Here is a 20,497-nt window from a genome sequence, read left to right on the forward strand (position 1 = left end):
GGCTTCAGCCGCGAACACCGGCTCCAGGCCTCACTTATGCAGTGACCCCCGAGCCCGCTCCAGCAACGCCCGTGCCTTGTCCCCAAACCTCTGCAAATGTGTTGCCCGCTCCGGCTTGCGCTCCACCAGCCCCTGTTGCTTGACCCAATCCTTCCAGCGTATCCGCTCATCGCTCACCACCCAGCCATGCTGCTGGGCAAAACTCTCCGCCAGATACAGCCCCCGCGTGCTTGCCGGCACCAGCTCGTCTTTTTTCAGCGTATACAGCTCGGCCAGTGGTCGCCCATCCTGCAACGGCATCAGGTACAAATCCGGCCGTTTGCGATTGAGCCTTGCCACCAACTGGTCGCCCTCAAGCCGCTCGTCAACGTGGAACAAGCTCAACTTCTTCGCTTCCCGGGGCACTTGCAGGCGCATGTCGTAAATCAACTGCAACGAAGCTGTTGGCAGGTGCACGTAGGCCCGTGGGCGTTCCAGCAACATCAAGTTGCCGCAATGTACAGGCCGCGCAGCCCCGGATTGGGGTGACAGCACAAAGGGCATCGCGTCCCGGTAATGCAGCGCGGCGTCATAGGGCGCAGGCAGCCAGGTATCGTTGAAGCGGCCGCCCAGCCAGCCTTCAGGGGTTTCCAGCAGGCATTCTTCCGCCACCTCTTGCACGGCGGTGTGCAGTGGCAGGTTGAGCTCCTGGGCGGGGACATAGCCAGAAATCAGTTTCAGCACCACATCGCCGCGGTCTTGCCGACGCTGGCGCACCAGCACCCAAAAGTCGCGATTCTGCCAGTGCAAGGTCAGGCGTACCGACACACCCAGGTTGGCCAACTCCGCCACGAAGTGCTGGTTGTCGGGCAATTGGATGGCTTTGCGCCGCTGCTGGGTCTGGGAAAAATTCAGCGGCATGCCGATGCTTTGGTAAACCAGGCCTTCGGCAGTGGCTTCGACATGCAGCGGGAGTGTCTTGAAGTTGCTCGGGTTCTTGCGGATCAGCGTACGCGGCACGAGGCTCCTCCTTGCGTCGGGTCAGTCCCCAGGCCCCTGGCCGGGGCTACTCAATGCTGACCCAGAATTCGGGCAACGGTGGCCACGTTGTGGGCCAGATGCAACGGGTTGATGGTGCCGACGATAGCACTGCTCACGCCAGGATGGGAGAACAGCAACTCGAAGCTGGCCTGCACAGGGTCGACACCAGGGGCCAGGCAAATATGGCCGCTGGCCAAGGCCTTTTTCACCAGAATGGCCTTGCCGTGTGCGGCAGCGTAGTCCAGCACCGGGCGTTCTGCCTGTTCGTTGAGGTTGTAGGTGACCATGGCGCAATCCCCTTGCTCCAGCGCCTTCAGGCCACCAGCGACGGTCTTGCCGGACAGCCCATAACCCAGAATCTTGCCTTCCTGCTTGAGTGTGGCGAGGGTCTGGTACACCTCCTGCTGTTCGAGAATGGCCAGGTCATTGCCATCGGAATGCACCAGCACCAGTTCGATATGGTCGGTTTCCAGGCGACGCAGGCTGCGTTCCACCGAGCGGCGGGTGTGGGCGGCGCTGAAGTCGAAGCTGGATTGGCCATCTTCGAATTCTTCGCCCACCTTGCTGACGATCACCCATTCGTCGCGCTGGCCGCGCAGCAGCGGGCCGAGGCGTTCTTCGCTGCGGCCATAGGCCGGCGCGGTGTCGATCAGGTTGATGCCCAGTTCACGGGCCTGGGCCAGCAACATGCGGGCTTCGTCATCACCGGGGATGGTGAAACCGTTGGGGTATTTCACACCCTGGTCGCGGCCGAGTTTGACCGTGCCCAGCCCCAGCGGCGAAACCTTGAAGCCCGTGCTGCCCAGCGGGCGATGGAAGTCGTGCAGGGTTGGCAGGCTCATGGCAGCAATTGCTCCCATGCAGGCACGCCGAGCGGTGGGCGTGGCAGGTCGGTTGCCTCGGCCTTCGTGCCCGGGCGGATGCCATCGCGCTCCAGGCTGGCCATGACGCGGTCGCTGAAGTCGGGTGCCAGGGCCAGCTTGGTTGGCCAGCCCACCAACAGGCGTTGTTCATCGGCGAGGAACGCGTTGTCCGGGCGTACCAGGCCGGACTGTGCCGGCTCTGCACGGTCGACGCGCAAGGTAGCCCACCGTACCAGGCTCTGATCGACCCACGGCAGCAATTGAGCTATTTCTTTTTGCGCCGCTGCAATCTGCGCAGCCGGCTCGCGAGCCACGCCGTCAGCTTCAGCCAGGTCGCCACCGAGGTACCACACCCACTGGCCGTCTGCCGCCGGGTGGGTCGTAACAGTTACCCGGGGCTTCGGCCCGCCGCCCAGGCAATGAGCGTACAGCGGTTTGAGGTTGGGGCCCTTGGCCATGACCATGTGCAAGGGGCGGGTTTGCATGGCAGGTTGCTTGAGGCCCAGTGTGTGCAGCAGATCCGCCGTGCCTGCGCCGGCGCTCAGCACGATGCGTTGGGCGCGGATCTCGCGATCATCCACCTGCAAGCCAACCAGCTCGTCACCCTCGCGCAAAGGCTCGATGCGCGAGCCTGCCAGCAGGCTGTCGCCGGCCAGCTCGGCCAGGTTGGCGAGCAGGCTCGGCACATCGATCACCAGTTCTGACAGGCGATAGACTTTGCCCTTGAATGCACGGTCCTGCAGGGCAGGCGGCAGTTGCTCGCCCTTGACCTGCTCCACCCGGGTACGCACGGCCTTGCTGGCAAAGAAGCTGGTCAGGTTGCCGGCCAAGGTGCCGGGGGACCACAGGTAATGGGCGTCGGAGAGCAAGCGGGTTTTGCTCAGGTCCAGTTCGCCGTCGCCGTTGATGGCCTCGCGCCACCGGCGTGGCATGTCAGCAATGGCTTCCGATGCACCGGTCAATGCGCCATGCAGGGCATATTTGGTACCGCCGTGGATAATGCCCTGCGACTTGATCGTCTGCTCGCCACCGAGGCTGGCACGCTCCACCAAAACCGTGGAAAAGCCCTGCCGGCGCAGGCGCGCGTTGAGCCAGAGGCCTGCGACCCCGGCGCCGACGATCAGCACGTCAGTGGAAATGGCGGTTGGCATGGCAGTACCTCGAAGAATCGGACAGCCTGCAAGTATACAGGCTATGCCTGTAATGGCAGCGCTCCCGCTACCCCTCAATGCCCGGCAGTTTTCGAGAACAGCTGGATCACCACCACGCCGCCTACGATCATCGCCATGCCCAGCATGGCCGGCATATCCAGCTTCTGCCCATAAATGACCAGGGCAGCCACGCTGATCAGCACAATGCCCAGCCCTGACCAGATGGCATAGGCGATACCCACCGGAATGCTGCGCACCACCAGCGTCAGCATCCAGAATGCAATGCCATAGCCCACCACCATCAACATCAGCGGCAGCGGCGTGCTCAAGCCTTTGACCGCTTTCATGGAAGCAGTGGCGATGACTTCGGCGCAGATGGCGATGGCGAGGTAGGTGTAGGCATTCATGATGATATCTCCGGTTACTGGCTGCGCATTCTAGCCATCGCGCAGTTGCGGTAAAGTCATTACCTATCTGTATTGGAGATGGGTTGATGGCTGACCAATGGAGCCTTGAGCAACTGCGACTGTTTGTACGAGTCGCCGAGTTGCGTTCGTTTTCCGCCGTGGCGCGCGAGCAGCGCAAAGCGCAGTCGGCAATCAGCAACGCAATTGCCCTGCTTGAAGAAGACCTGGGTGTCACCCTGTTCGAGCGCAGCAGTGGCCGACAGCCCAAGCTGACGCAAAGTGGCACTGCGCTACTGGAAGATGCCCGGGAACTGTTGCGCCAGTGTGAGCGCCTGGATGGCCGTGCATTGGCTTTGATGCGGGGCCAGGAGGCGCTGTTGCGCGTGGCTCAGGATGAAGCGATGCCCTACCAGCCTGTCATCGACAGCCTGGATGAACTGGCCAGCCATTACCCTTATCTTGAAGTGCAACTGGCCAGTGGTGCCCAGGGTGATGTAGCGCGCAAGCTGGTGGAACGGCGTGCCGACCTTGGGCTGTTCTTCCAGCATGAGAGCATTCCGGCATCGCTGGAGCGGCGAGCCTTGGGGAGTGTGGAAATGGTCACCGTGTGTGCAGTGGACCATCCCCTTGCCCGGGAGCAACACGTCACCCGCCAACAGTTGGCGCGTCACAGGCAACTGCTTATCACCCCGCAGCAAAGTGGATACCCTGGCGGGGAAGCAATAAGCCCCCACATCTGGCGGGCCGACAGCTTCTACGCCATGGCCGAACTGTTGATGCGCGGCCTGGGTTGGGCCTGGCTCCCGCGTCATGTGGTGCAGTACCCCACGTACCAGGCGCAGATGGTCGAACTGGCCAGCGATTGGCGCCCGCCCGCCTTGGTCGTCGAATTGGCCTGGCGCCGCGATGAACCTTTGGGCCTGGCCGCGCAATGGTTGGCTGAGCGCTTTGCGGTGCACTTGCGCGCGATCGGTTAAACTCCGCCGCCATGAACAGAACTCTCTATACCGCGTTGTTCCACCTGGGCCTGCCGCTGGTTGCGCTGCGCCTGTTCCTGCGTGCACGCAAGGCGCCAGCCTATGGCCAGCGCATTGGCGAGCGCTTTGCCTGCAACCTGCCGGCCATGCGTCAGGGCGGGATCTGGGTGCATGCCGTTTCGGTGGGTGAAAGCATCGCCGCCGCGCCCATGGTGCGAGCGCTGCTTAAGGCTTACCCGGACCTGCCCATCACGCTCACCTGCATGACCCCGACCGGTTCCGAGCGAATTCGCGCCATGTTTGCCGACGAGCCGCGTATTCAGCACTGCTATTTGCCCTACGACCTGCCGTGGGCAGCAGGGCGTTTCCTCGACCATGTGCGCCCGCGCCTGGGCATCATCATGGAAACCGAGCTGTGGCCAAATCACATTCACCAGTGTGCCAAGCGCGGCATTCCCGTGGCGTTGGCCAATGCACGGCTGTCCGAGCGTTCGGCCCGTGGCTACACGCGCTTTGCCAACCTGACCCGGCCAATGCTGGCCGAGATGAGCCTGATTGCGGTGCAGACCGAAACCGAGGCGCAGCGTTTCCGTGACCTTGGTGCGCGGCCGGCGTGCGTGCAAGTTACCGGTTCGATCAAGTTCGACCTCAAGGTCGACGAGCAATTGCTGCCCCGTGCCCGCGCCCTGCGCCAGCAGTGGGGGGCTGAGCAGCGCCCGGTGTGGATTGCCGCCAGTACCCATGAGGGTGAGGATGCACTGATTCTGCAAGCCCATCGGCAATTGCTGCAGGTTCATGCTGATGCGTTGCTGATTCTGGTGCCGCGTCACCCGGAGCGGTTCGATGCGGTGAATGCTCTTTGTGCCGAGCAGTTCGCCACCGTACGCCGTTCCACAGGAGCGCCCGTCGACGGCGAAACCCGTGTGCTTCTCGGTGACACCATGGGGGAGTTGCTGTTCCTCTACGCCTTGGCAGACATCGCCTTCGTCGGCGGCAGCCTGGTCGCCACTGGTGGTCACAACCCGCTTGAGCCAGCGGCGTTGTCATTGCCGGTCATCATGGGGCCGCATGTGTTCAACTTCCTGGAGATTAGCGCGATGCTGCGTGAAGCCGGGGCGTTGCAGCAGGTCGATGATGCCGACGGGCTGGCCGCAGCAGTGCGGCAGCTGATCGAGTTGCCGCAGGATGCCCGACGCATGGGTGAGGCGGGCAGGGCGGTGATGAAAGCCAACCAAGGGGCGCTGCAGCGACTGCTGGATGGTCTGGACCAATTGCTCGGCTGACTAAAGTGTTGCACGGACTGTGTGGGAGCGGCCTCGTGTCGCGAAAGGGCTGCGAAGCAGCCCCAGATTTTCAGCTTCGCAGCTGAACTTGCCGGGGCCGCTTCGCAGCCCTTTCGCGACGCAAGGCCGCTCCCACACAGGCCAGCGATTGTCTCAAGGTCGGCGTTCGAAGTTCTTCGCTGCCGCCGCAGCCAGGTCCGGCGGCAGGAAGTCTTTGTCCGGGTTGTAATCGGCTTTCAAATACCGTTTCAAGTCCACCAGGTCCTGCGGGCTCAATGTCCCCGCCGCCTGCTTCAAACTCAAATTGTCCAGAATGTAGTCATACCGGCTGTTGTTGTAATCACGCACCGATGTGTAAAGCTGGCGCTGTGCATCCAACACATCGACGATGTTACGCGTACCGACTTGGTAGCCGATTTCGGTGGCCTCCAGTGCACTCTGGTTGGAAATGATCGACTGCTTGCGCGCCTGGACCTGTTCCACATCGGTATTTACGGCCCGGTGCAGGTTGCGCGTGTTTTCCACCACCTGGCGGCGCAGGCTTTCGCGTTGTTGCTCGCTCTGGCTCAGGCGCTGATAGGCCTCGCGCACTTGCGAGCTAGTCAGGCCGCCGCTGTAGATCGGAATATTCAACTGCAGGCCTACGCTGGTCTGTTCGACGTCGCCGCTATAACGCACACCTAGCTGCGAAGGGTTGGTGAAACCAAGGTTGTCGTTGTCACCCTTCTGGTACTTGGCCACCGCATCCAGGGTTGGCGCATGGCCGGCCTTGCGCTGACGCAGGGTCTCTTCGGCGGCAGAAACCGCGTAGTTGGTGGCCAGCAGGTTGAGGTTCTGCTTACCCGCGGTTTCGACCCAGGCCTTGGCGTCGTTGGGGGTCGGTACCTGAATCGGCAAGGTGTGGACCACGCCCTGGATCGAGCTGTACTCGCGGTTGGTCAAGGTAACCAATGCCTCGAAGGCGTCTTGCACCTGGCGCTCGGCAATGATCCGGTTGGCCCGGGCAGTGTCGTAGCTGGCCTGGGATTGAAGCACGTCGGTCTTGTCCGACAGGCCTACATCGAAGCGCTCATTGGACTGGTCCAGCTGGCGCTTGAAAGCCGCCTCTTCAGCCTTGGTCGCAGCCAGGTTGTCCTGGGCACGCAGCACGGCAAAGTAGTTTTGCGCGGTTTGCAGGATCAGGTTCTGTTCGGTAGCCGACAATTCCAGTGCCGCCTGTTCGTTGACAGCTTCGGCAGCCTGTAACTGGAACCAGCGGTCAGCGCGGAAGATTGGCTGGGCCAGGGTCGCGCTCCACGCGTTGCCGCTGCGGTTGGAGGTGATGGACGGCTCGTCCAGCTTGGTCCGGGTGTTCATCATTTCGGCGCCGGCCGAAAGGTTGGGCAGCAAGCCCGCGCGGGCCTGGGGCACCACTTCGCGGCGGGCGCCATAATCGGCGCGTGCGGCGGCAAGATCGGCGTTGTTGTCGACTGCTTCCTGATAAACGCTAACCAGGTCGGTTTTAACTGTTGTGGGCACATCCGCTGCCCAGACCACTCCGTTGGACGCACAAGACACGGCAATCGCCAGTGAGAGTTTGCGCAGCATAAGGGCAATCCTTGTACGAAATTTAATTACTGAACTGTTGAGTATCGAATGGCTGGTCAGTGTAGTGCCATGCGCCCCCGGCAACAATCGCCGGTTACGCCTTTCATCATTCCGTGATTTACAAGCTTGGCTTTGCCGACCACTCCAGCTTAGACTGCGCACGTTCTTGTCGGGGTGCCTTGATGCAAAGGCTGAGATCGCAAAGTTGCGGATCCCGTTGAACCTGATCAGGTTAGCGCCTGCGTAGGGAACAAGATTGCTCGCCTTCCCGGGGAGCCTCTTGTGCCAGGTCCGGGAATGTCTCAGCTGCAACGCAGCCCAAGGCACCTCCACGTATCCGGCACTGCACCCATCAATGGGTGCGTCCGCGCCTTTCAGGTTCACCCCGACATTCTGCCCGCAAGGAAGACGTCTGGAGAGCCTGTGATGAGCAAACAAGAAAAAACGATCAACCTCAGCGAGTCGGCCCAAGTCGACCAGCAGTCCGTGCAACCCTTCCCGCGTTCGCGCAAGGTGTACGTCGAAGGCTCGCGCCCGGACATCCGCGTACCCATGCGCGAAATCAGCCTGCACGACACCCCCACCGACTTTGGCGGCGAATCCAACGCCCCGGTGCTGGTGTATGACACTTCCGGCCCTTACACCGACCCCAACGTCATCATCGACGTGCGCAAGGGCCTGGCCGATGTGCGCTCTGCCTGGATTGACGCCCGTGGCGATACCGAACGCCTGGGCGGCCTGAGCTCCAACTTCGGCCAGCAGCGCCTGAACGATGCCGAACTCGCCAAACTGCGCTTCAACCACGTGCGTAACCCGCGCCGTGCCAAGGCCGGCGCCAACGTCTCGCAGATGCACTATGCCCGCCAAGGCATCATTACCGCCGAGATGGAATACGTCGCCATCCGCGAAAACATGAAGCTGCAGGAAGCCCGCGCCGCCGGCCTGCTGAACCAGCAGCACGCGGGGCACAGCTTTGGTGCCAGCATCCCGAAAGAGATCACCCCCGAGTTCGTGCGCGAGGAAATCGCCCGCGGGCGCGCCATCATCCCGGCCAACATCAACCATACCGAGCTGGAGCCGATGATCATCGGCCGCAACTTCCTGGTGAAGATCAACGGCAACATCGGCAACAGTGCGCTGGGTTCGTCCATCGAAGAAGAAGTGGCCAAGCTGACCTGGGGCATCCGCTGGGGTTCGGACACGGTCATGGACTTGTCCACCGGCAAGCACATCCATGAAACCCGCGAGTGGATCATCCGCAACTCGCCGGTACCGATTGGTACCGTGCCGATTTACCAGGCCCTGGAAAAGGTGAACGGCATCGCGGAGGACCTCACTTGGGAGCTGTTCCGCGACACGCTGATCGAACAGGCCGAACAAGGCGTGGACTACTTCACCATCCATGCGGGCGTGCTGCTGCGCTACGTGCCGCTGACCGCCAAGCGTGTGACCGGCATTGTCAGCCGCGGCGGTTCGATCATGGCCAAATGGTGCCTGGCGCACCACAAAGAGAACTTCCTGTACACGCACTTCGATGAGATCTGCGAAATCATGAAGGCCTATGACGTCAGCTTCTCGCTGGGCGACGGCCTGCGCCCGGGCTCGATTGCCGACGCCAACGACGCTGCTCAGTTTGGTGAGCTGGAAACCTTGGGTGAGCTGACCAAGATCGCCTGGAAACACGACGTGCAGTGCATGATCGAAGGCCCGGGCCACGTGCCGATGCAGCTGATCAAAGAGAACATGGACAAGCAGCTGGAGTGCTGCGACGAGGCGCCGTTCTATACCCTCGGCCCGCTGACCACCGACATCGCGCCTGGTTACGACCACATCACCTCCGGCATTGGTGCGGCAATGATCGGCTGGTTCGGGTGCGCCATGCTCTGCTACGTCACGCCCAAGGAACACCTGGGCCTGCCGAACAAGGATGACGTCAAGACCGGCATCATCACTTACAAGATCGCGGCCCATGCGGCGGACCTTGCCAAAGGCCACCCAGGCGCGCAAATCCGCGACAACGCCTTGTCCAAGGCGCGTTTCGAGTTCCGCTGGGAAGACCAGTTCAACCTGGGCCTGGACCCGGACACTGCACGCGCCTTCCACGATGAAACCCTGCCGAAGGAATCGGCCAAGGTGGCGCACTTCTGCTCGATGTGCGGGCCGAAGTTCTGCTCGATGAAAATTACCCAGGAAGTGCGTGAATACGCGGCCAATCTGCGCATCGACGCGGTGGATGTTTCTGTTGAAGAAGGCATGCGGGAGCAGGCCGAGCGGTTCCGCCAGGAAGGCAGCCAGCTGTACCACAAGGTGTAAAAAGCCCGGGGCGGCACCTGCAGGGGTATGCGATCTCCTGTGGGAGCGGCCTTGTGTCGCGATCGAGGACAACGTCCTCGCCAAGCCAACCACAATAACTTCTGCCGAGCGCCATCATGACATCCCCCAGCCACTTCTCCCCCGACCACGCGGTCCCCATCAGCCAGCGCCCCTTCAGCGGCCGTGACCTGTTCACCCTCTGGTTCTCCCTGGGCATAGGCCTGATGGTCCTGCAGGTAGGCGCCATGCTGGCCCCGGGCCTGGGCCTTGCCGGTGCCATGCTGGCTATCGCCCTCGGTACCGGTGTAGGCGTGCTGCTGCTGGGGGCTGCCGGCGTCATCGGCAGCGACACGGGCCTGTCGGCCATGGCCACCCTGCGCCTGAGCCTGGGCCGCCACGGCGCTCGGTTGCCGGCGGTACTCAACTTGCTGCAACTGGTGGGCTGGGGCGCGTTCGAGATCATCGTCATGCGTGATGCCGCAAGCTTGCTTGGCGCGCGCACCTTTGGCGAAGACAGCCTGTGGAACAGCCCGTTGCTCTGGACCCTGTGCTTCGGTGGCCTGGCGACTTTGCTGGCGGTCAGCGGGCCATTGGCGTTCGTGCGCAAGGTGCTGCGCAAATGGGGTATCTGGGTACTGCTGGGCGCGTGCCTTTGGTTGACCTGGAACCTGTTCGCCAAAGCCGACCTGGCCGACCTGTGGCAACGCGGCGGGGGCGGCTCGATGTCGCTGGCGGTGGGTTTTGACATCGCCATCGCGATGCCGCTGTCCTGGTTGCCGTTGATCGCCGACTACTCGCGCTTTGCACGGGGTGGCAAATCGGTATTCGGCGGCACTGCACTGGGCTACTTCATTGGCAATACCTGGCTGATGAGCCTGGGCGTGGCCTACACCCTGGCGTTCGCTTCCAGTGGTGAGGCCAATGCGTTGCTGTTGGCGCTTGCCGGTGCAGGCATCGGTATCCCGCTGCTGCTCATCTTGCTGGACGAATCGGAGAAGGCCTTTGCCGACATTCACTCGGCGGCCGTTTCCACCGGGCTGCTGGTGCCTGTGAAGGTCGAGCACCTGGCCTTGGCCATCGGCGTGCTTTGCACCCTGATTGCGTTGCTGGCGCCACTGGCGCAGTACGAAAACTTCCTGCTGCTGATCGGCTCGGTATTCGCGCCGCTGTTCGGGGTGGTGTTGATGGACCACTTCGTGATCCGTCGCCGCCGTGCGCCTTCGGTTGTGGGCGGTTTGCACTGGCAGGCACTGCTGGCCTGGGCGGTGGGCGTGGTGGCTTATCACGTGATCGCCGCCAAGGCCCCGGAGCTGGGGGCGACCCTGCCAGCACTGCTGCTGGCAGGTGGGCTGCATGCGGTGCTAAGCGTCAGCCGCGGCCGGGAAACAGCTCGGGCTTGAGTACGCCATTCAGGCGTGGGTAGGGGATTTTGAGTTCCACGTGGCCCATGGAATAGGGCGCAATGGCGTAAACCTCGTACTTCACCACCACCGCGCCGTACGTCAGGGCGATGTGCGGCGACTTTTTGAAGGGCCAGGTTTTGACGAACTCGGCGTCTTTGTCCATGCCCACGCTTATCAGCCAGGCGCGGTGGGATTCCTCCACCGTTTTCCAGAAGGTGTCTTCCTGGCCGGGCACCAGCATGTCTTGCAGGGTCAGCACCTTGTCCTGCTTGCGCGAATAGTTGATGAACCCGCGCCCCGGCATGCCGTGGGCGCCACCCGTGTCCAGGTAGCTGGACAACTCGATGATCACCAGCCCGTCATGTTGCTCTCGTACCTTGGCTTGCAAGTAGCTGCTGTTGCGTTTTTCGGCACTGGCCAGGTACTGCTGCTCGTATGCCTGCAAGGTGGCGGGTGCTGTGCCATGCTGGTTGTCTTCGGTCAGCTGCAACAGGCGCTTTTCGACGATGCCGTCGAGCTTGGGCAAGTCGGGGAAGTGAATCATGTCGATGTTCACCAGCGGGCAGTCGCTGGCGCTGCAGCCGGGCTTCACATGCTCCCAGGCGTCGCGCTTGACCTCGAGCGGGGCCCGGTAATTTGGGGCGAACAGGCTCTGGCAGGCGCCCAGGGCCATGGCCAGCACAGCCACGGAAGTGAGTTTGACCAGTGTCATGATGATCCTTGCAGAACAGGGAAAAGTCGGCCTTTGACCGTCTGCGCGGCCTTCAGTTCGCCACTAAGCTAACAGAGAGTAGTTGCCCTGTCCCAAGTAGGCGAACGGTTGCCGGAAAGGGATGAAACGGGCAGGCGTGCAGAGTAGGATGGCGCGAAGCGCTATTCGAGGTAATGAGGATTTCCATGTCAGACGCGTTGAATTCAGTGCCCAAGGGCTTCGAGATCATCGAACGGGCCAATTGCTTCCAGGGCTTTTACAAGCTCGACAAGCTGCGCCTGCGCCACGAGTTGTTTGCCGGCGGCATGGGGCGGGAGATCAGCCGCGAGCTGTTCGTGCGCCACGATGCCGTCTGCGTGCTGCCTTATGACCCCCTGCGTGACGAGGTGGTGCTGATAGAGCAGTTCCGCGTCGGCGCCCTGGACAAGGTTGGCAACCCTTGGCTGATCGAGATGGTCGCCGGCCTGATCGACAAGGACGAAAAACCCGAGGAAGTTGCCCACCGTGAAGCCGAAGAGGAGGCAGGCCTGACGTTCAGCGCCCTGTGGCCGATGACCCGCTACTTCCCGTCACCGGGTGGTAGCGATGAGTTCGTGCATCTGTTCCTGGGCCGTTGCGTCAGCGAAGGTGCCGGTGGCCTGCACGGGTTGGAGGAAGAGGGCGAGGACATCCGCGTACGTGTGTGGCCCTTCGAAGACGCCCTGCAGGCCGTGCGCGACGGCCGTATCTGTAACGCCGCGACCATCATTGGCCTGCAATGGCTGGCCCTGAACCGTGATGAAGTACGAGGTATGTGGAAGTGAACCTGCTGCGCGAGCGTTATCGGGTCGACCTGGCCGGGCTGCAAGCAGCCTGCGAGGCCAACTACGCCCGGCTCATGCGCCTGTTGCCCGACATGCGCACCACCCAGAGTTCGCGCCGTATCGGCATGACCCAGGGCGACCAGATGCTCGGCGTACTGGTGCTCGACGTGGTACTGGCCTGCCCGTATACCACCACGTTGCGCGTGCGCCAGGAGCACAGCCTGCCTTGGTTGCCGGTGCCGCACCTTGAAGTGCAGGTGTATCACGATGCACGCATGGCCGAAGTGGTCAGCGCCGAACACACCCGCCGCTTGCGTAGCATCTACCCGTACCCCAATGCGGGCATGCATCAGCCGGATGAAAAAGCCCAACTGAACCTGTTCCTGGGTGAGTGGCTGAGCCATTGCCTTGCCTGCGGCCATGAATTGGCAAGTGTTCGCTGAAATGTGACGCTTGTCGGCTTCGGGTGTTTGCTTGAGGCCATCACAACGCCATAATTTCTGCTGAATCCGCGTGAGGAGACGGCAATTGCCGCACCCAGACCTTTCCCAGGCACCCGTGCATGTGGTGCAACTCACGGACGCCCACCTGTTCGCCGACCCGGCGGGCACGTTGTTGGGGCTCAATACCCGCGACAGCCTGCGCCATGTCATCGCCCAGGTGCGCCGCGAGCAGCCGCGCATTGACCTGCTGCTGTGCACGGGAGACCTGTCGCAGGATGCCAGCGAGGCGTCTTACAAGGCATTCCGTGGCCTGACGGCCGAATTTGCGGTGCCAACCCGCTGGTTACCGGGCAACCATGATGAAGCCCAAGTCATGGCCAACATTGCCCCGGAATTGGTGCAAGCCGTAACCGATGTGGGCGCCTGGCGGGTTGTGATGTTGAATTCCGCGGTCGTTGGCGCGACCCACGGGTGGCTTGAACAGGATCAGTTGCAGGTGCTTGAGCAAGCACTGGCCTCGGCTGAGGGCCGGTACTGCCTGGTGTGCTGCCACCATCAACCGGTGGATATCGGCTGTGCCTGGATTGCGCCGATTGGCCTGCGTAACGCAGATGAGCTGCTACAACGGCTGCAGGGTTATCCACAGGTCAAGGCCTTGCTTTGGGGGCATATCCACCAGGAATGGGATGAAGTGCGGGGTGGCCTGCGCTTGTTGGCCACGCCATCGACCTGTATCCAGTTTGCAGCGCGTAGCGAGGACTTCAAGGTGAGCGAGGAGCAGCCGGGCTACCGTTGGTTGCGCCTGCATGCCGATGGGCGGGTGGAGACTGGAGTGGAGCGGGCCAAGGATTTTGAAGTAAAACTGGACTTTAACAGCGCAGGTTACTGAGCCCTATCCCTGTAGGAGCGGCTTCAGCCGCGAACACCGGCAACGCCGGTGCCATCAATCGCGTCGTCTGCATCGCGGCGGTCCGACGTTTCGGTAAATCCGCTCCTACAGGCCAATGTGTTGCTAAATTCCTGCCGCTGCGCCAAAACCCGTCGAACACGCTACACTGCGCATCCCTGCGCCCGCACCCTTGGGCGCGAAGCCACAGATTCCGGGGGCAGCATGTCGGGTTCCATCCTCTATATCCATGGCTTCAACAGTTCGCCCCTTTCCAAAAAGGCGCAACAGCTCGAAGCCGTCATGCAGCAGCTTGGGTTGGCTGAGCGCCTGCGCATTCCCGAGCTTCATCATCATCCCCGTCAGGCCATGGCCCAGCTGGAAACCGCCATTGCCGAACTGGGTACGCCGTTGCTGGTCGGCAGTTCGCTGGGCGGCTACTATGCCACCCATCTGGCGGAACGCCACGGCCTCAAGGCACTGCTGATCAACCCTGCGGTCACGCCACACCAGTATTTCGACGGCCACCTCGGCACACAGCGCAACTACTATAGCGGTGAAGACTGGGAGTTGACCCTGGACCATGTGCAGGCCCTGGCCGAACTGGAAGTGCCTGCCCCCGCAGACCCCGGCCGCTATCAAGTGTGGTTACAAACCGCCGATGAAACCCTGGACTATCGCCACGCCGAGCGCTATTACCGCGCTTGCGCCCTGCGCATCCAGGCTGGTGGCGACCACAGCTTCCAGGGCTTTGCCGAGCAGCTTCCGGCACTGCTGGCCTTTGCCGGGATTGCCCGGGGGCAGTACGCGGCGCTCGATTTTTCTGTATTTTGATCATTTTGCATTCACCTGACTGACGACGAGAACCTATGGCCAACCCCAGCGCTAGCGCCTATAACGCAGACGCCATCGAAGTCCTCTCCGGCCTGGACCCCGTTCGTAAACGGCCGGGCATGTACACCGACACCAGCCGGCCGAACCATTTGGCCCAGGAAGTCATCGACAACAGTGTCGACGAAGCCCTGGCGGGCCACGCCCGTTCGGTGCAGGTCATCCTGCACGCCGACCACTCGCTTGAAGTGTGCGACGACGGCCGTGGCATGCCGGTGGACATCCACCCTGAAGAAGGTGTGTCCGGCGTCGAGTTGATCCTCACCAAGCTGCACGCCGGCGGCAAGTTCTCCAACAAGAACTATCAGTTCTCCGGTGGCCTGCACGGTGTGGGCATTTCGGTGGTCAACGCCTTGTCGACTCAAGTGCGCGTGCGCGTCAAGCGTGACGGCAATGAGTACCAGATGACCTTTGCCGACGGCTTCAAGGCCAGCGAGCTTGAAGTGGTCGGTACGGTTGGCAAGCGCAACACCGGTACCAGTGTGTACTTCACGCCGGACCCGAAGTATTTCGACTCGCCGAAGTTCTCCATCAGCCGCCTCAAGCATGTGCTCAAGGCCAAGGCCGTGCTGTGCCCGGGGCTGTCGATCAGCTTCGAAGACAAAGGCACCGGCGAGAAGGTCGAGTGGCACTACGAAGATGGCCTGCGCTCATACCTGGTCGACTCGGTCAGCGGCTTCCTGCGCCTGCCGGATGAGCCGTTTTGCGGCAGCCTGGCCGGCAACAAGGAAGCTGTAGACTGGGCATTGTTGTGGCTGCCCGAAGGCGGCGACAGCATTCAGGAAAGCTATGTCAACCTGATCCCCACCGCCCAGGGCGGTACTCACGTCAACGGTTTGCGCCAAGGCCTGCTCGACGCCATGCGCGAGTTCTGCGAGTTCCGCAACCTGCTGCCGCGTGGCGTGAAGCTGGCGCCGGAAGACGTGTGGGAGCGCATCAGCTTCGTACTGTCGATGAAGATGCAGGAGCCGCAGTTCTCGGGGCAAACCAAAGAGCGTTTGTCTTCCCGCGAGGCTGCCGCTTTTGTATCCGGTGTGGTCAAGGATGCCTTCAGCCTGTGGCTCAACGCCCACCCTGAAATGGGCATGCAACTGGCCGAACTGGCCATCAGCAACGCCGGGCGCCGCCTCAAGGCCAGCAAGAAGGTCGAGCGCAAGCGCGTAACCCAAGGGCCGGCACTGCCGGGCAAACTTGCCGACTGTGCCGGGCAAGACCCGATGCGCGCCGAACTGTTCCTGGTGGAGGGTGACTCCGCCGGTGGTTCGGCCAAGCAGGCACGGGACAAGGAGTTTCAGGCCATCCTGCCGTTGCGCGGCAAGATCCTCAACACCTGGGAAGTGGACGGCGGCGAAGTGCTGGCCAGCCAGGAAGTGCACAACATTGCCGTGGCCATTGGCGTAGATCCGGGTGCCACCGACCTGTCGCAGCTGCGTTACGGCAAAATCTGCATCCTCGCCGATGCCGACTCCGACGGTTTGCACATTGCCACGCTGCTGTGTGCGCTGTTCGTGCAGCATTTCCGCCCGCTGGTCGAGGCCGGCCACGTCTACGTGGCCATGCCGCCGCTGTACCGCATCGATCTGGGCAAGGAAATTTACTATGCCCTCGACGAAGCCGAGCGTGATGGCATTCTCGACCGCCTGGTTGCCGAGAAGAAGCGTGGCAAGCCACAGGTCACCCGATTCAAAGGCCTGGGTGAGATGAACCCGCCGCAGCTGCGTGAAACCACCATGGACCCGAACACCCGGCGCCTGGTGCAGCTGACGCTGGACGATTTGCAGGCCACCACCGAGCTGATGGACAAGTTGCTGGCCAAAAAACGTGCAGCAGACCGCAAGAGCTGGCTGGAAACCAAAGGCAACCTGGCTGAGGTCATGGTTTGATTCGTCTGTTGGCCGCGGCTTGGCTCGCGCTTTTTGCCTTGCCAAGCCTGGCGGGCAACTGGCCAGAACTGAAGCTGGTTTCCGAGCACCCGATTGACGGCATGCGTGGCGGTAACTTGTCGGGCCTTGCATCGTGCCGGGGCGCCCTGTGGGGCGTCTCCGACCGCGATGACGACCGCATCTACCGCTTCGATCAGCAAAGCGCCGTGTGGCGTGCCCAGCCGCTGACCTTTACACCGCCACCTGTACCGGAAAGTGGCCTGCCGTGGGGCTTGAAGTCGCGTAACTGGGCGGCATCCTATGTGCGCGGCGGTGAGCTGGATTACGAGGGCATCACCTGCGATCAGGCCGGCAACATCTACCTGGTCAGCGAAGCCCACGCCGCTGTATTGCAGCTTCCCGTCGAAGGGGAGCTTAATTGGCTAAAAATTGATCAGGCTATGGTGCGCCAGGCGCGGGCCAGCGGCATGTTGCTGCACTTCAACGCCTTGTTCGAAGGTTTGGCAATCAGCCCGGCGGGTGACCGCCTGTGGCTGGCTGCCGAACGGGAGCGCCGGGGGCTGGTGGCCATCGAGCGGCAGCAGTCGGTTTGGACCTGTGGCCGAGCGTGCGTGTTGCTGAGCGAGGCCGGGGTCGAAATGCAGCCCGCGCAGATGCCCAATGCGCGCGCACTGTCCCGCGATTTTGCTGATTTGGCCTGGTTTGACGGCAAGTTGTTCACACTTGAACGCAATGCCTACCGGGTTTGCCGCCGCGATGCCGACTCAGGCAAGGTTGAGCGGTGCTGGTCATTCGCTGCTGAAGCGCTGGTGCCTGAGCGTCGTTATGACCAACCGTTCGGCCTGGCCGAAGCACTGGTGGTGGATGCCAAAGGCGCATGGATAGGCCTGGACAACAACGGTGGCGACCGCGCGGATGGCGAAAGCCGGCCGGTCGTCTGGCGATTTGCTGCGCCGCAAGGCGGCTGGAGTGCCAAACCATGAGTCAGCCACCGGGCAAGCGTGCGGGCAGGGTATTGATGGTCGTCGCCTGGGCGGCGGCGATGTTCCTGGCCACCCGCTTCTTCGGTCAATGGGAAGAGCGCGAGCGCAACCCCAACACACAGGTACAGTCCCAGCATGGCGACGGCTTTGTAGAGGTGCGCCTGCTGGGTAATGGCCAGGGCCACTTCGTGGTGGATGGCGCGATCAACGGCCAGCCGGTGCACTTCATGCTCGATACCGGAGCCACTGATGTGGCCATCCCTGAAGTGCTGGCCCGCAATCTGGACTTGCAGCGCGGCAGCCCGGTCACGCTCAGCACCGCCAACGGCCGTACCGAAGGCTACCGCACCCGGCTGGACACCCTGCAATTGGGCGACATCCGCCTGCAGAATGTGCGCGCACTGGTAGTACCGGGCCTGGACGGGCAAACCGTGCTGCTGGGCATGAGCGCCCTGAAACAACTTGAATTTACCCAGCGCGGCGGCACCATGCTGCTGCGCCAGAACCTGAAATGACGAGGCCCGCATGAGCGACTCACTGGAACTCAGCCTGGACGGCGTCGAACGCCGCTCGCTGGCTGACTTCACCGAACAGGCCTACCTCAACTATTCCATGTACGTGATCATGGACCGGGCCTTGCCGCACATCGGTGACGGCCTGAAGCCGGTGCAAAGGCGCATCGTCTATGCCATGAGCGAGTTGGGGCTCGATGCCGATGCCAAGCACAAGAAATCGGCGCGTACCGTCGGTGATGTGCTCGGTAAATTCCACCCCCACGGCGACTCGGCGTGCTACGAAGCCATGGTGCTGATGGCGCAGCCGTTCAGCTACCGCTACACGCTGGTCGACGGCCAGGGTAACTGGGGTGCGCCGGACGATCCGAAGTCGTTCGCCGCCATGCGTTACACCGAGGCGCGTTTGTCGCGTTACTCCGAAGTGCTGCTCAGCGAACTGGGCCAAGGCACCGTGGACTGGGTGCCGAACTTCGACGGCACCCTGCAGGAACCCGCCGTATTGCCTGCGCGGCTGCCGAACATCCTGCTCAACGGCACCACCGGTATCGCCGTGGGTATGGCCACCGACGTGCCGCCGCATAACCTGCGTGAAGTGGCCAGCGCCTGCGTGCGCCTGCTCGACGAACCCAAGGCCACCCTTGAGCAGCTGTGCGAGCACATTCAGGGCCCGGATTACCCGACCGAAGCGGAAATCATCACGCCGCGCGCCGAGATCCTGAAAATCTACGAAAGCGGCCGCGGCTCGATCCGCATGCGCGCCGTGTACCGGGTAGAGGATGGCGACATCGTCGTGACCGCGCTGCCGCATCAGGTGTCCGGTGCCAAGGTGCTGGAGCAGATCGCCGCGCAGATGCAGGCCAAGAAGCTGCCGATGGTCGCGGACCTGCGTGACGAGTCCGACCACGAAAACCCGTGCCGTATTGTCATCATCCCGCGTTCCAACCGCGTCGATGCCGCAGAGCTGATGCAGCACCTGTTCGCCACTACTGACCTGGAAAGCAGTTACCGGGTCAACGTGAACATCATCGGCCTCGATGGCCGCCCGCAGCTGAAAAACCTGCGTGCGTTGTTGCTGGAGTGGCTGGAATACCGCATCGGTACCGTTCGTCGCCGTTTGCAGCACCGCCTGGAAAAAGTCGAGAAGCGTCTGCACCTGTTGGAAGGCTTGCTGACTGCGTTCCTCAACCTGGATGAAGTGATTCACATCATCCGTACCGAAGAGCACCCCAAGCAGGCGCTGATTGCCCGCTTCGACCTGACCGAAATCCAGGCCGACTACATTCTCGAAACCCGCCTGCGTCAGTTGGCGCGGCTGGAAGAGATGAAAATCCGCGGCGAGCAGGACGAACTGCTCAAGGAACAAGCCAAACTGCTGGCGCTGCTGGGCAGCGACGCCAAGCTGCGCAAGCTGGTACGCAGCGAGCTGATCAAGGACGCCGAAACCTATGGTGACGACCGTCGCTCGCCGATCATCGAGCGTGCCGAAGCCAAGGCATTGTCTGAAAACGAACTGATGCCCACCGAGCCGGTTACCGTCGTACTGTCGGAAAAGGGCTGGGTACGTTGCGCCAAGGGCCACGATATCGACGCTACGGGCCTTTCGTACAAGGCGGGCGATGGCTTCAAAGCCGCTGCCGCTGGCCGCTCCAACCAGTTTGCCGTGCTGATCGACTCTACCGGGCGCAGCTACTCGGTGGCCGCGCATTCCTTGCCTTCGGCGCGGGGGCAGGGCGAGCCGTTGACCGGCCGCCTGACTCCGCCGCCCGGGGCAACGTTCGAATGCGTCCTGTTGCCCGAAGACGAGGCGCTGTATGTGGTGGCGTCCGACGCCGGTTACGGCTTCGTGGTCAAGGGGGAAGACCTGCAGGCCAAGAACAAGGCAGGCAAAGGCCTGCTAAGCCTGCCCAATGGCGCCAAAGTCATTGCTCCGCGCCCGGTGGCCAACCGGGAAGAGGATTGGCTGGCGGCGGTGACCACTGAAGGTCGCCTGCTGGTGTTCAAGGTGTCCGACCTGCCGCAACTGGGCAAGGGCAAGGGCAACAAGATCATCGGTGTGCCGGGCGACCGGGTTGCCAGCCGTGAGGAGTACGTCACAGATCTGGCCGTCATTGCCGAGGGTGCGACCCTTGTGTTGCAGGCTGGCAAGCGTACGCTTTCACTCAAGCCCGACGACCTTGAGCATTACAAGGGTGAACGTGGCCGGCGCGGCAGCAAGCTACCACGCGGGTTCCAGCGTGTTGATGCCATGCAGGTGGAAGGCCCGGCGTAACCCGCAGAAATGTCTGGAACGGCAATTTCAGCGCCGTTCCCGGCGGAAATGCTGGAGTCGGGCCGACATTTCGCGGATGATAGTGCCCCTGTGGTGCCGGCGTGGCCG

General features: G+C 62.4%; 18 protein-coding genes and 1 riboswitch. Of the genes, 12 read left to right on the forward strand and 6 right to left on the reverse strand.

Going from position 1 to position 20,497, the window contains the following annotated elements:
* Positions 1 to 30 precede the first annotated feature (30 nt).
* The 4 genes from PVV54_RS02475 to PVV54_RS02490 form a co-directional block, all read right to left on the reverse strand.
* Positions 31 to 999, reverse strand: a complete 969-nt coding sequence (locus PVV54_RS02475; protein ID WP_274908443.1) for a metal ABC transporter ATPase — start codon at positions 997 to 999, stop codon at positions 31 to 33.
* Positions 1,000 to 1,049: 50 nt separating this feature from the next.
* Positions 1,050 to 1,862, reverse strand: coding sequence for an aldo/keto reductase (locus tag PVV54_RS02480; protein ID WP_274908444.1), 813 nt, complete (start codon positions 1,860 to 1,862; stop codon positions 1,050 to 1,052).
* Complete coding sequence (locus PVV54_RS02485; protein ID WP_274908445.1) at positions 1,859 to 3,034, reverse strand: NAD(P)/FAD-dependent oxidoreductase; 1,176 nt, start codon at positions 3,032 to 3,034, stop codon at positions 1,859 to 1,861. The genes PVV54_RS02480 and PVV54_RS02485 overlap by 4 nt, the downstream gene beginning before the upstream one ends.
* A 74-nt stretch (positions 3,035 to 3,108) precedes the next feature.
* Positions 3,109 to 3,441, reverse strand: a complete 333-nt coding sequence (locus PVV54_RS02490; protein ID WP_274908446.1) for a DMT family transporter — start codon at positions 3,439 to 3,441, stop codon at positions 3,109 to 3,111.
* Positions 3,442 to 3,527: 86 nt separating this feature from the next.
* On the opposite strand from PVV54_RS02490, the gene PVV54_RS02495 reads away from it, so the two are divergent.
* The gene (locus tag PVV54_RS02495) at positions 3,528 to 4,418 is read left to right on the forward strand and encodes a LysR family transcriptional regulator (RefSeq protein ID WP_274908447.1); all 891 of its coding nucleotides are present in this window, start codon (positions 3,528 to 3,530) and stop codon (positions 4,416 to 4,418) included.
* Between the two features lie 11 nt (positions 4,419 to 4,429).
* Positions 4,430 to 5,701 (forward strand): lipid IV(A) 3-deoxy-D-manno-octulosonic acid transferase, encoded by a 1,272-nt coding sequence (gene waaA, locus PVV54_RS02500; protein WP_274908448.1) that lies wholly within the window; start codon positions 4,430 to 4,432, stop codon positions 5,699 to 5,701.
* Positions 5,702 to 5,854: 153 nt separating this feature from the next.
* Here waaA and PVV54_RS02505 read toward each other — a convergent pair whose 3' ends face one another.
* A complete protein-coding gene (locus tag PVV54_RS02505; RefSeq protein WP_274908449.1) occupies positions 5,855 to 7,288 on the reverse strand; it encodes a TolC family outer membrane protein in 1,434 nt (477 codons plus the stop codon).
* 160 nt (positions 7,289 to 7,448) lie between these two features.
* Positions 7,449 to 7,555: riboswitch (TPP riboswitch) on the forward strand.
* A 159-nt stretch (positions 7,556 to 7,714) separates the two neighbouring features.
* On the opposite strand from PVV54_RS02505, the gene thiC reads away from it, so the two are divergent.
* Positions 7,715 to 9,601, forward strand: coding sequence for a phosphomethylpyrimidine synthase ThiC (thiC, locus tag PVV54_RS02510; protein ID WP_274908450.1), 1,887 nt, complete (start codon positions 7,715 to 7,717; stop codon positions 9,599 to 9,601).
* Positions 9,602 to 9,717: 116 nt separating this feature from the next.
* Positions 9,718 to 11,001: a putative hydroxymethylpyrimidine transporter CytX gene (gene cytX / locus PVV54_RS02515; protein WP_274908451.1), complete on the forward strand. Its 1,284-nt coding sequence runs from the start codon at positions 9,718 to 9,720 to the stop codon at positions 10,999 to 11,001.
* Here cytX and PVV54_RS02520 read toward each other — a convergent pair.
* Positions 10,970 to 11,716: an RsiV family protein gene (locus PVV54_RS02520; protein ID WP_274908452.1), complete on the reverse strand. Its 747-nt coding sequence runs from the start codon at positions 11,714 to 11,716 to the stop codon at positions 10,970 to 10,972. The two genes, cytX and PVV54_RS02520, sit on opposite strands and share 32 nt — an antisense overlap.
* Positions 11,717 to 11,901: 185 nt before the next feature.
* On the opposite strand from PVV54_RS02520, the gene PVV54_RS02525 reads away from it, so the two are divergent.
* The 8 genes from PVV54_RS02525 to parC all read left to right on the forward strand — a co-directional run bounded on the left by PVV54_RS02525 (position 11,902) and on the right by parC (position 20,389).
* Positions 11,902 to 12,519: an NUDIX domain-containing protein gene (locus PVV54_RS02525; RefSeq protein WP_274908453.1), complete on the forward strand. Its 618-nt coding sequence runs from the start codon at positions 11,902 to 11,904 to the stop codon at positions 12,517 to 12,519.
* A complete protein-coding gene (locus PVV54_RS02530) occupies positions 12,510 to 12,962 on the forward strand; it encodes a DUF1249 domain-containing protein (protein ID WP_274908454.1) in 453 nt (150 codons plus the stop codon). The genes PVV54_RS02525 and PVV54_RS02530 overlap by 10 nt, the downstream gene beginning before the upstream one ends.
* A gap of 85 nt (positions 12,963 to 13,047) precedes the next feature.
* On the forward strand, positions 13,048 to 13,851 hold the full coding sequence (gene cpdA, locus PVV54_RS02535; RefSeq protein ID WP_274908455.1) for a 3',5'-cyclic-AMP phosphodiesterase: 804 nt from the start codon (positions 13,048 to 13,050) through the stop codon (positions 13,849 to 13,851).
* A 222-nt stretch (positions 13,852 to 14,073) separates the two neighbouring features.
* The gene (locus PVV54_RS02540) at positions 14,074 to 14,682 is read left to right on the forward strand and encodes a YqiA/YcfP family alpha/beta fold hydrolase (RefSeq protein ID WP_274908456.1); all 609 of its coding nucleotides are present in this window, start codon (positions 14,074 to 14,076) and stop codon (positions 14,680 to 14,682) included.
* A gap of 35 nt (positions 14,683 to 14,717) precedes the next feature.
* A complete protein-coding gene (gene parE, locus PVV54_RS02545) occupies positions 14,718 to 16,622 on the forward strand; it encodes a DNA topoisomerase IV subunit B (RefSeq protein WP_274908457.1) in 1,905 nt (634 codons plus the stop codon).
* Positions 16,619 to 17,605, forward strand: coding sequence for an esterase-like activity of phytase family protein (locus PVV54_RS02550; protein ID WP_274908458.1), 987 nt, complete (start codon positions 16,619 to 16,621; stop codon positions 17,603 to 17,605). The genes parE and PVV54_RS02550 overlap by 4 nt, the downstream gene beginning before the upstream one ends.
* Complete coding sequence (locus tag PVV54_RS02555) at positions 17,602 to 18,120, forward strand: retropepsin-like aspartic protease family protein (protein ID WP_274908459.1); 519 nt, start codon at positions 17,602 to 17,604, stop codon at positions 18,118 to 18,120. The genes PVV54_RS02550 and PVV54_RS02555 overlap by 4 nt, the downstream gene beginning before the upstream one ends.
* Positions 18,121 to 18,130: 10 nt before the next feature.
* Complete coding sequence (gene parC, locus PVV54_RS02560) at positions 18,131 to 20,389, forward strand: DNA topoisomerase IV subunit A (RefSeq protein ID WP_274908460.1); 2,259 nt, start codon at positions 18,131 to 18,133, stop codon at positions 20,387 to 20,389.
* Positions 20,390 to 20,497: the final 108 nt, after the last annotated feature.

The organism is Pseudomonas sp. PSKL.D1, from assembly GCF_028898945.1.
Taxonomy (GTDB): domain Bacteria; phylum Pseudomonadota; class Gammaproteobacteria; order Pseudomonadales; family Pseudomonadaceae; genus Aquipseudomonas.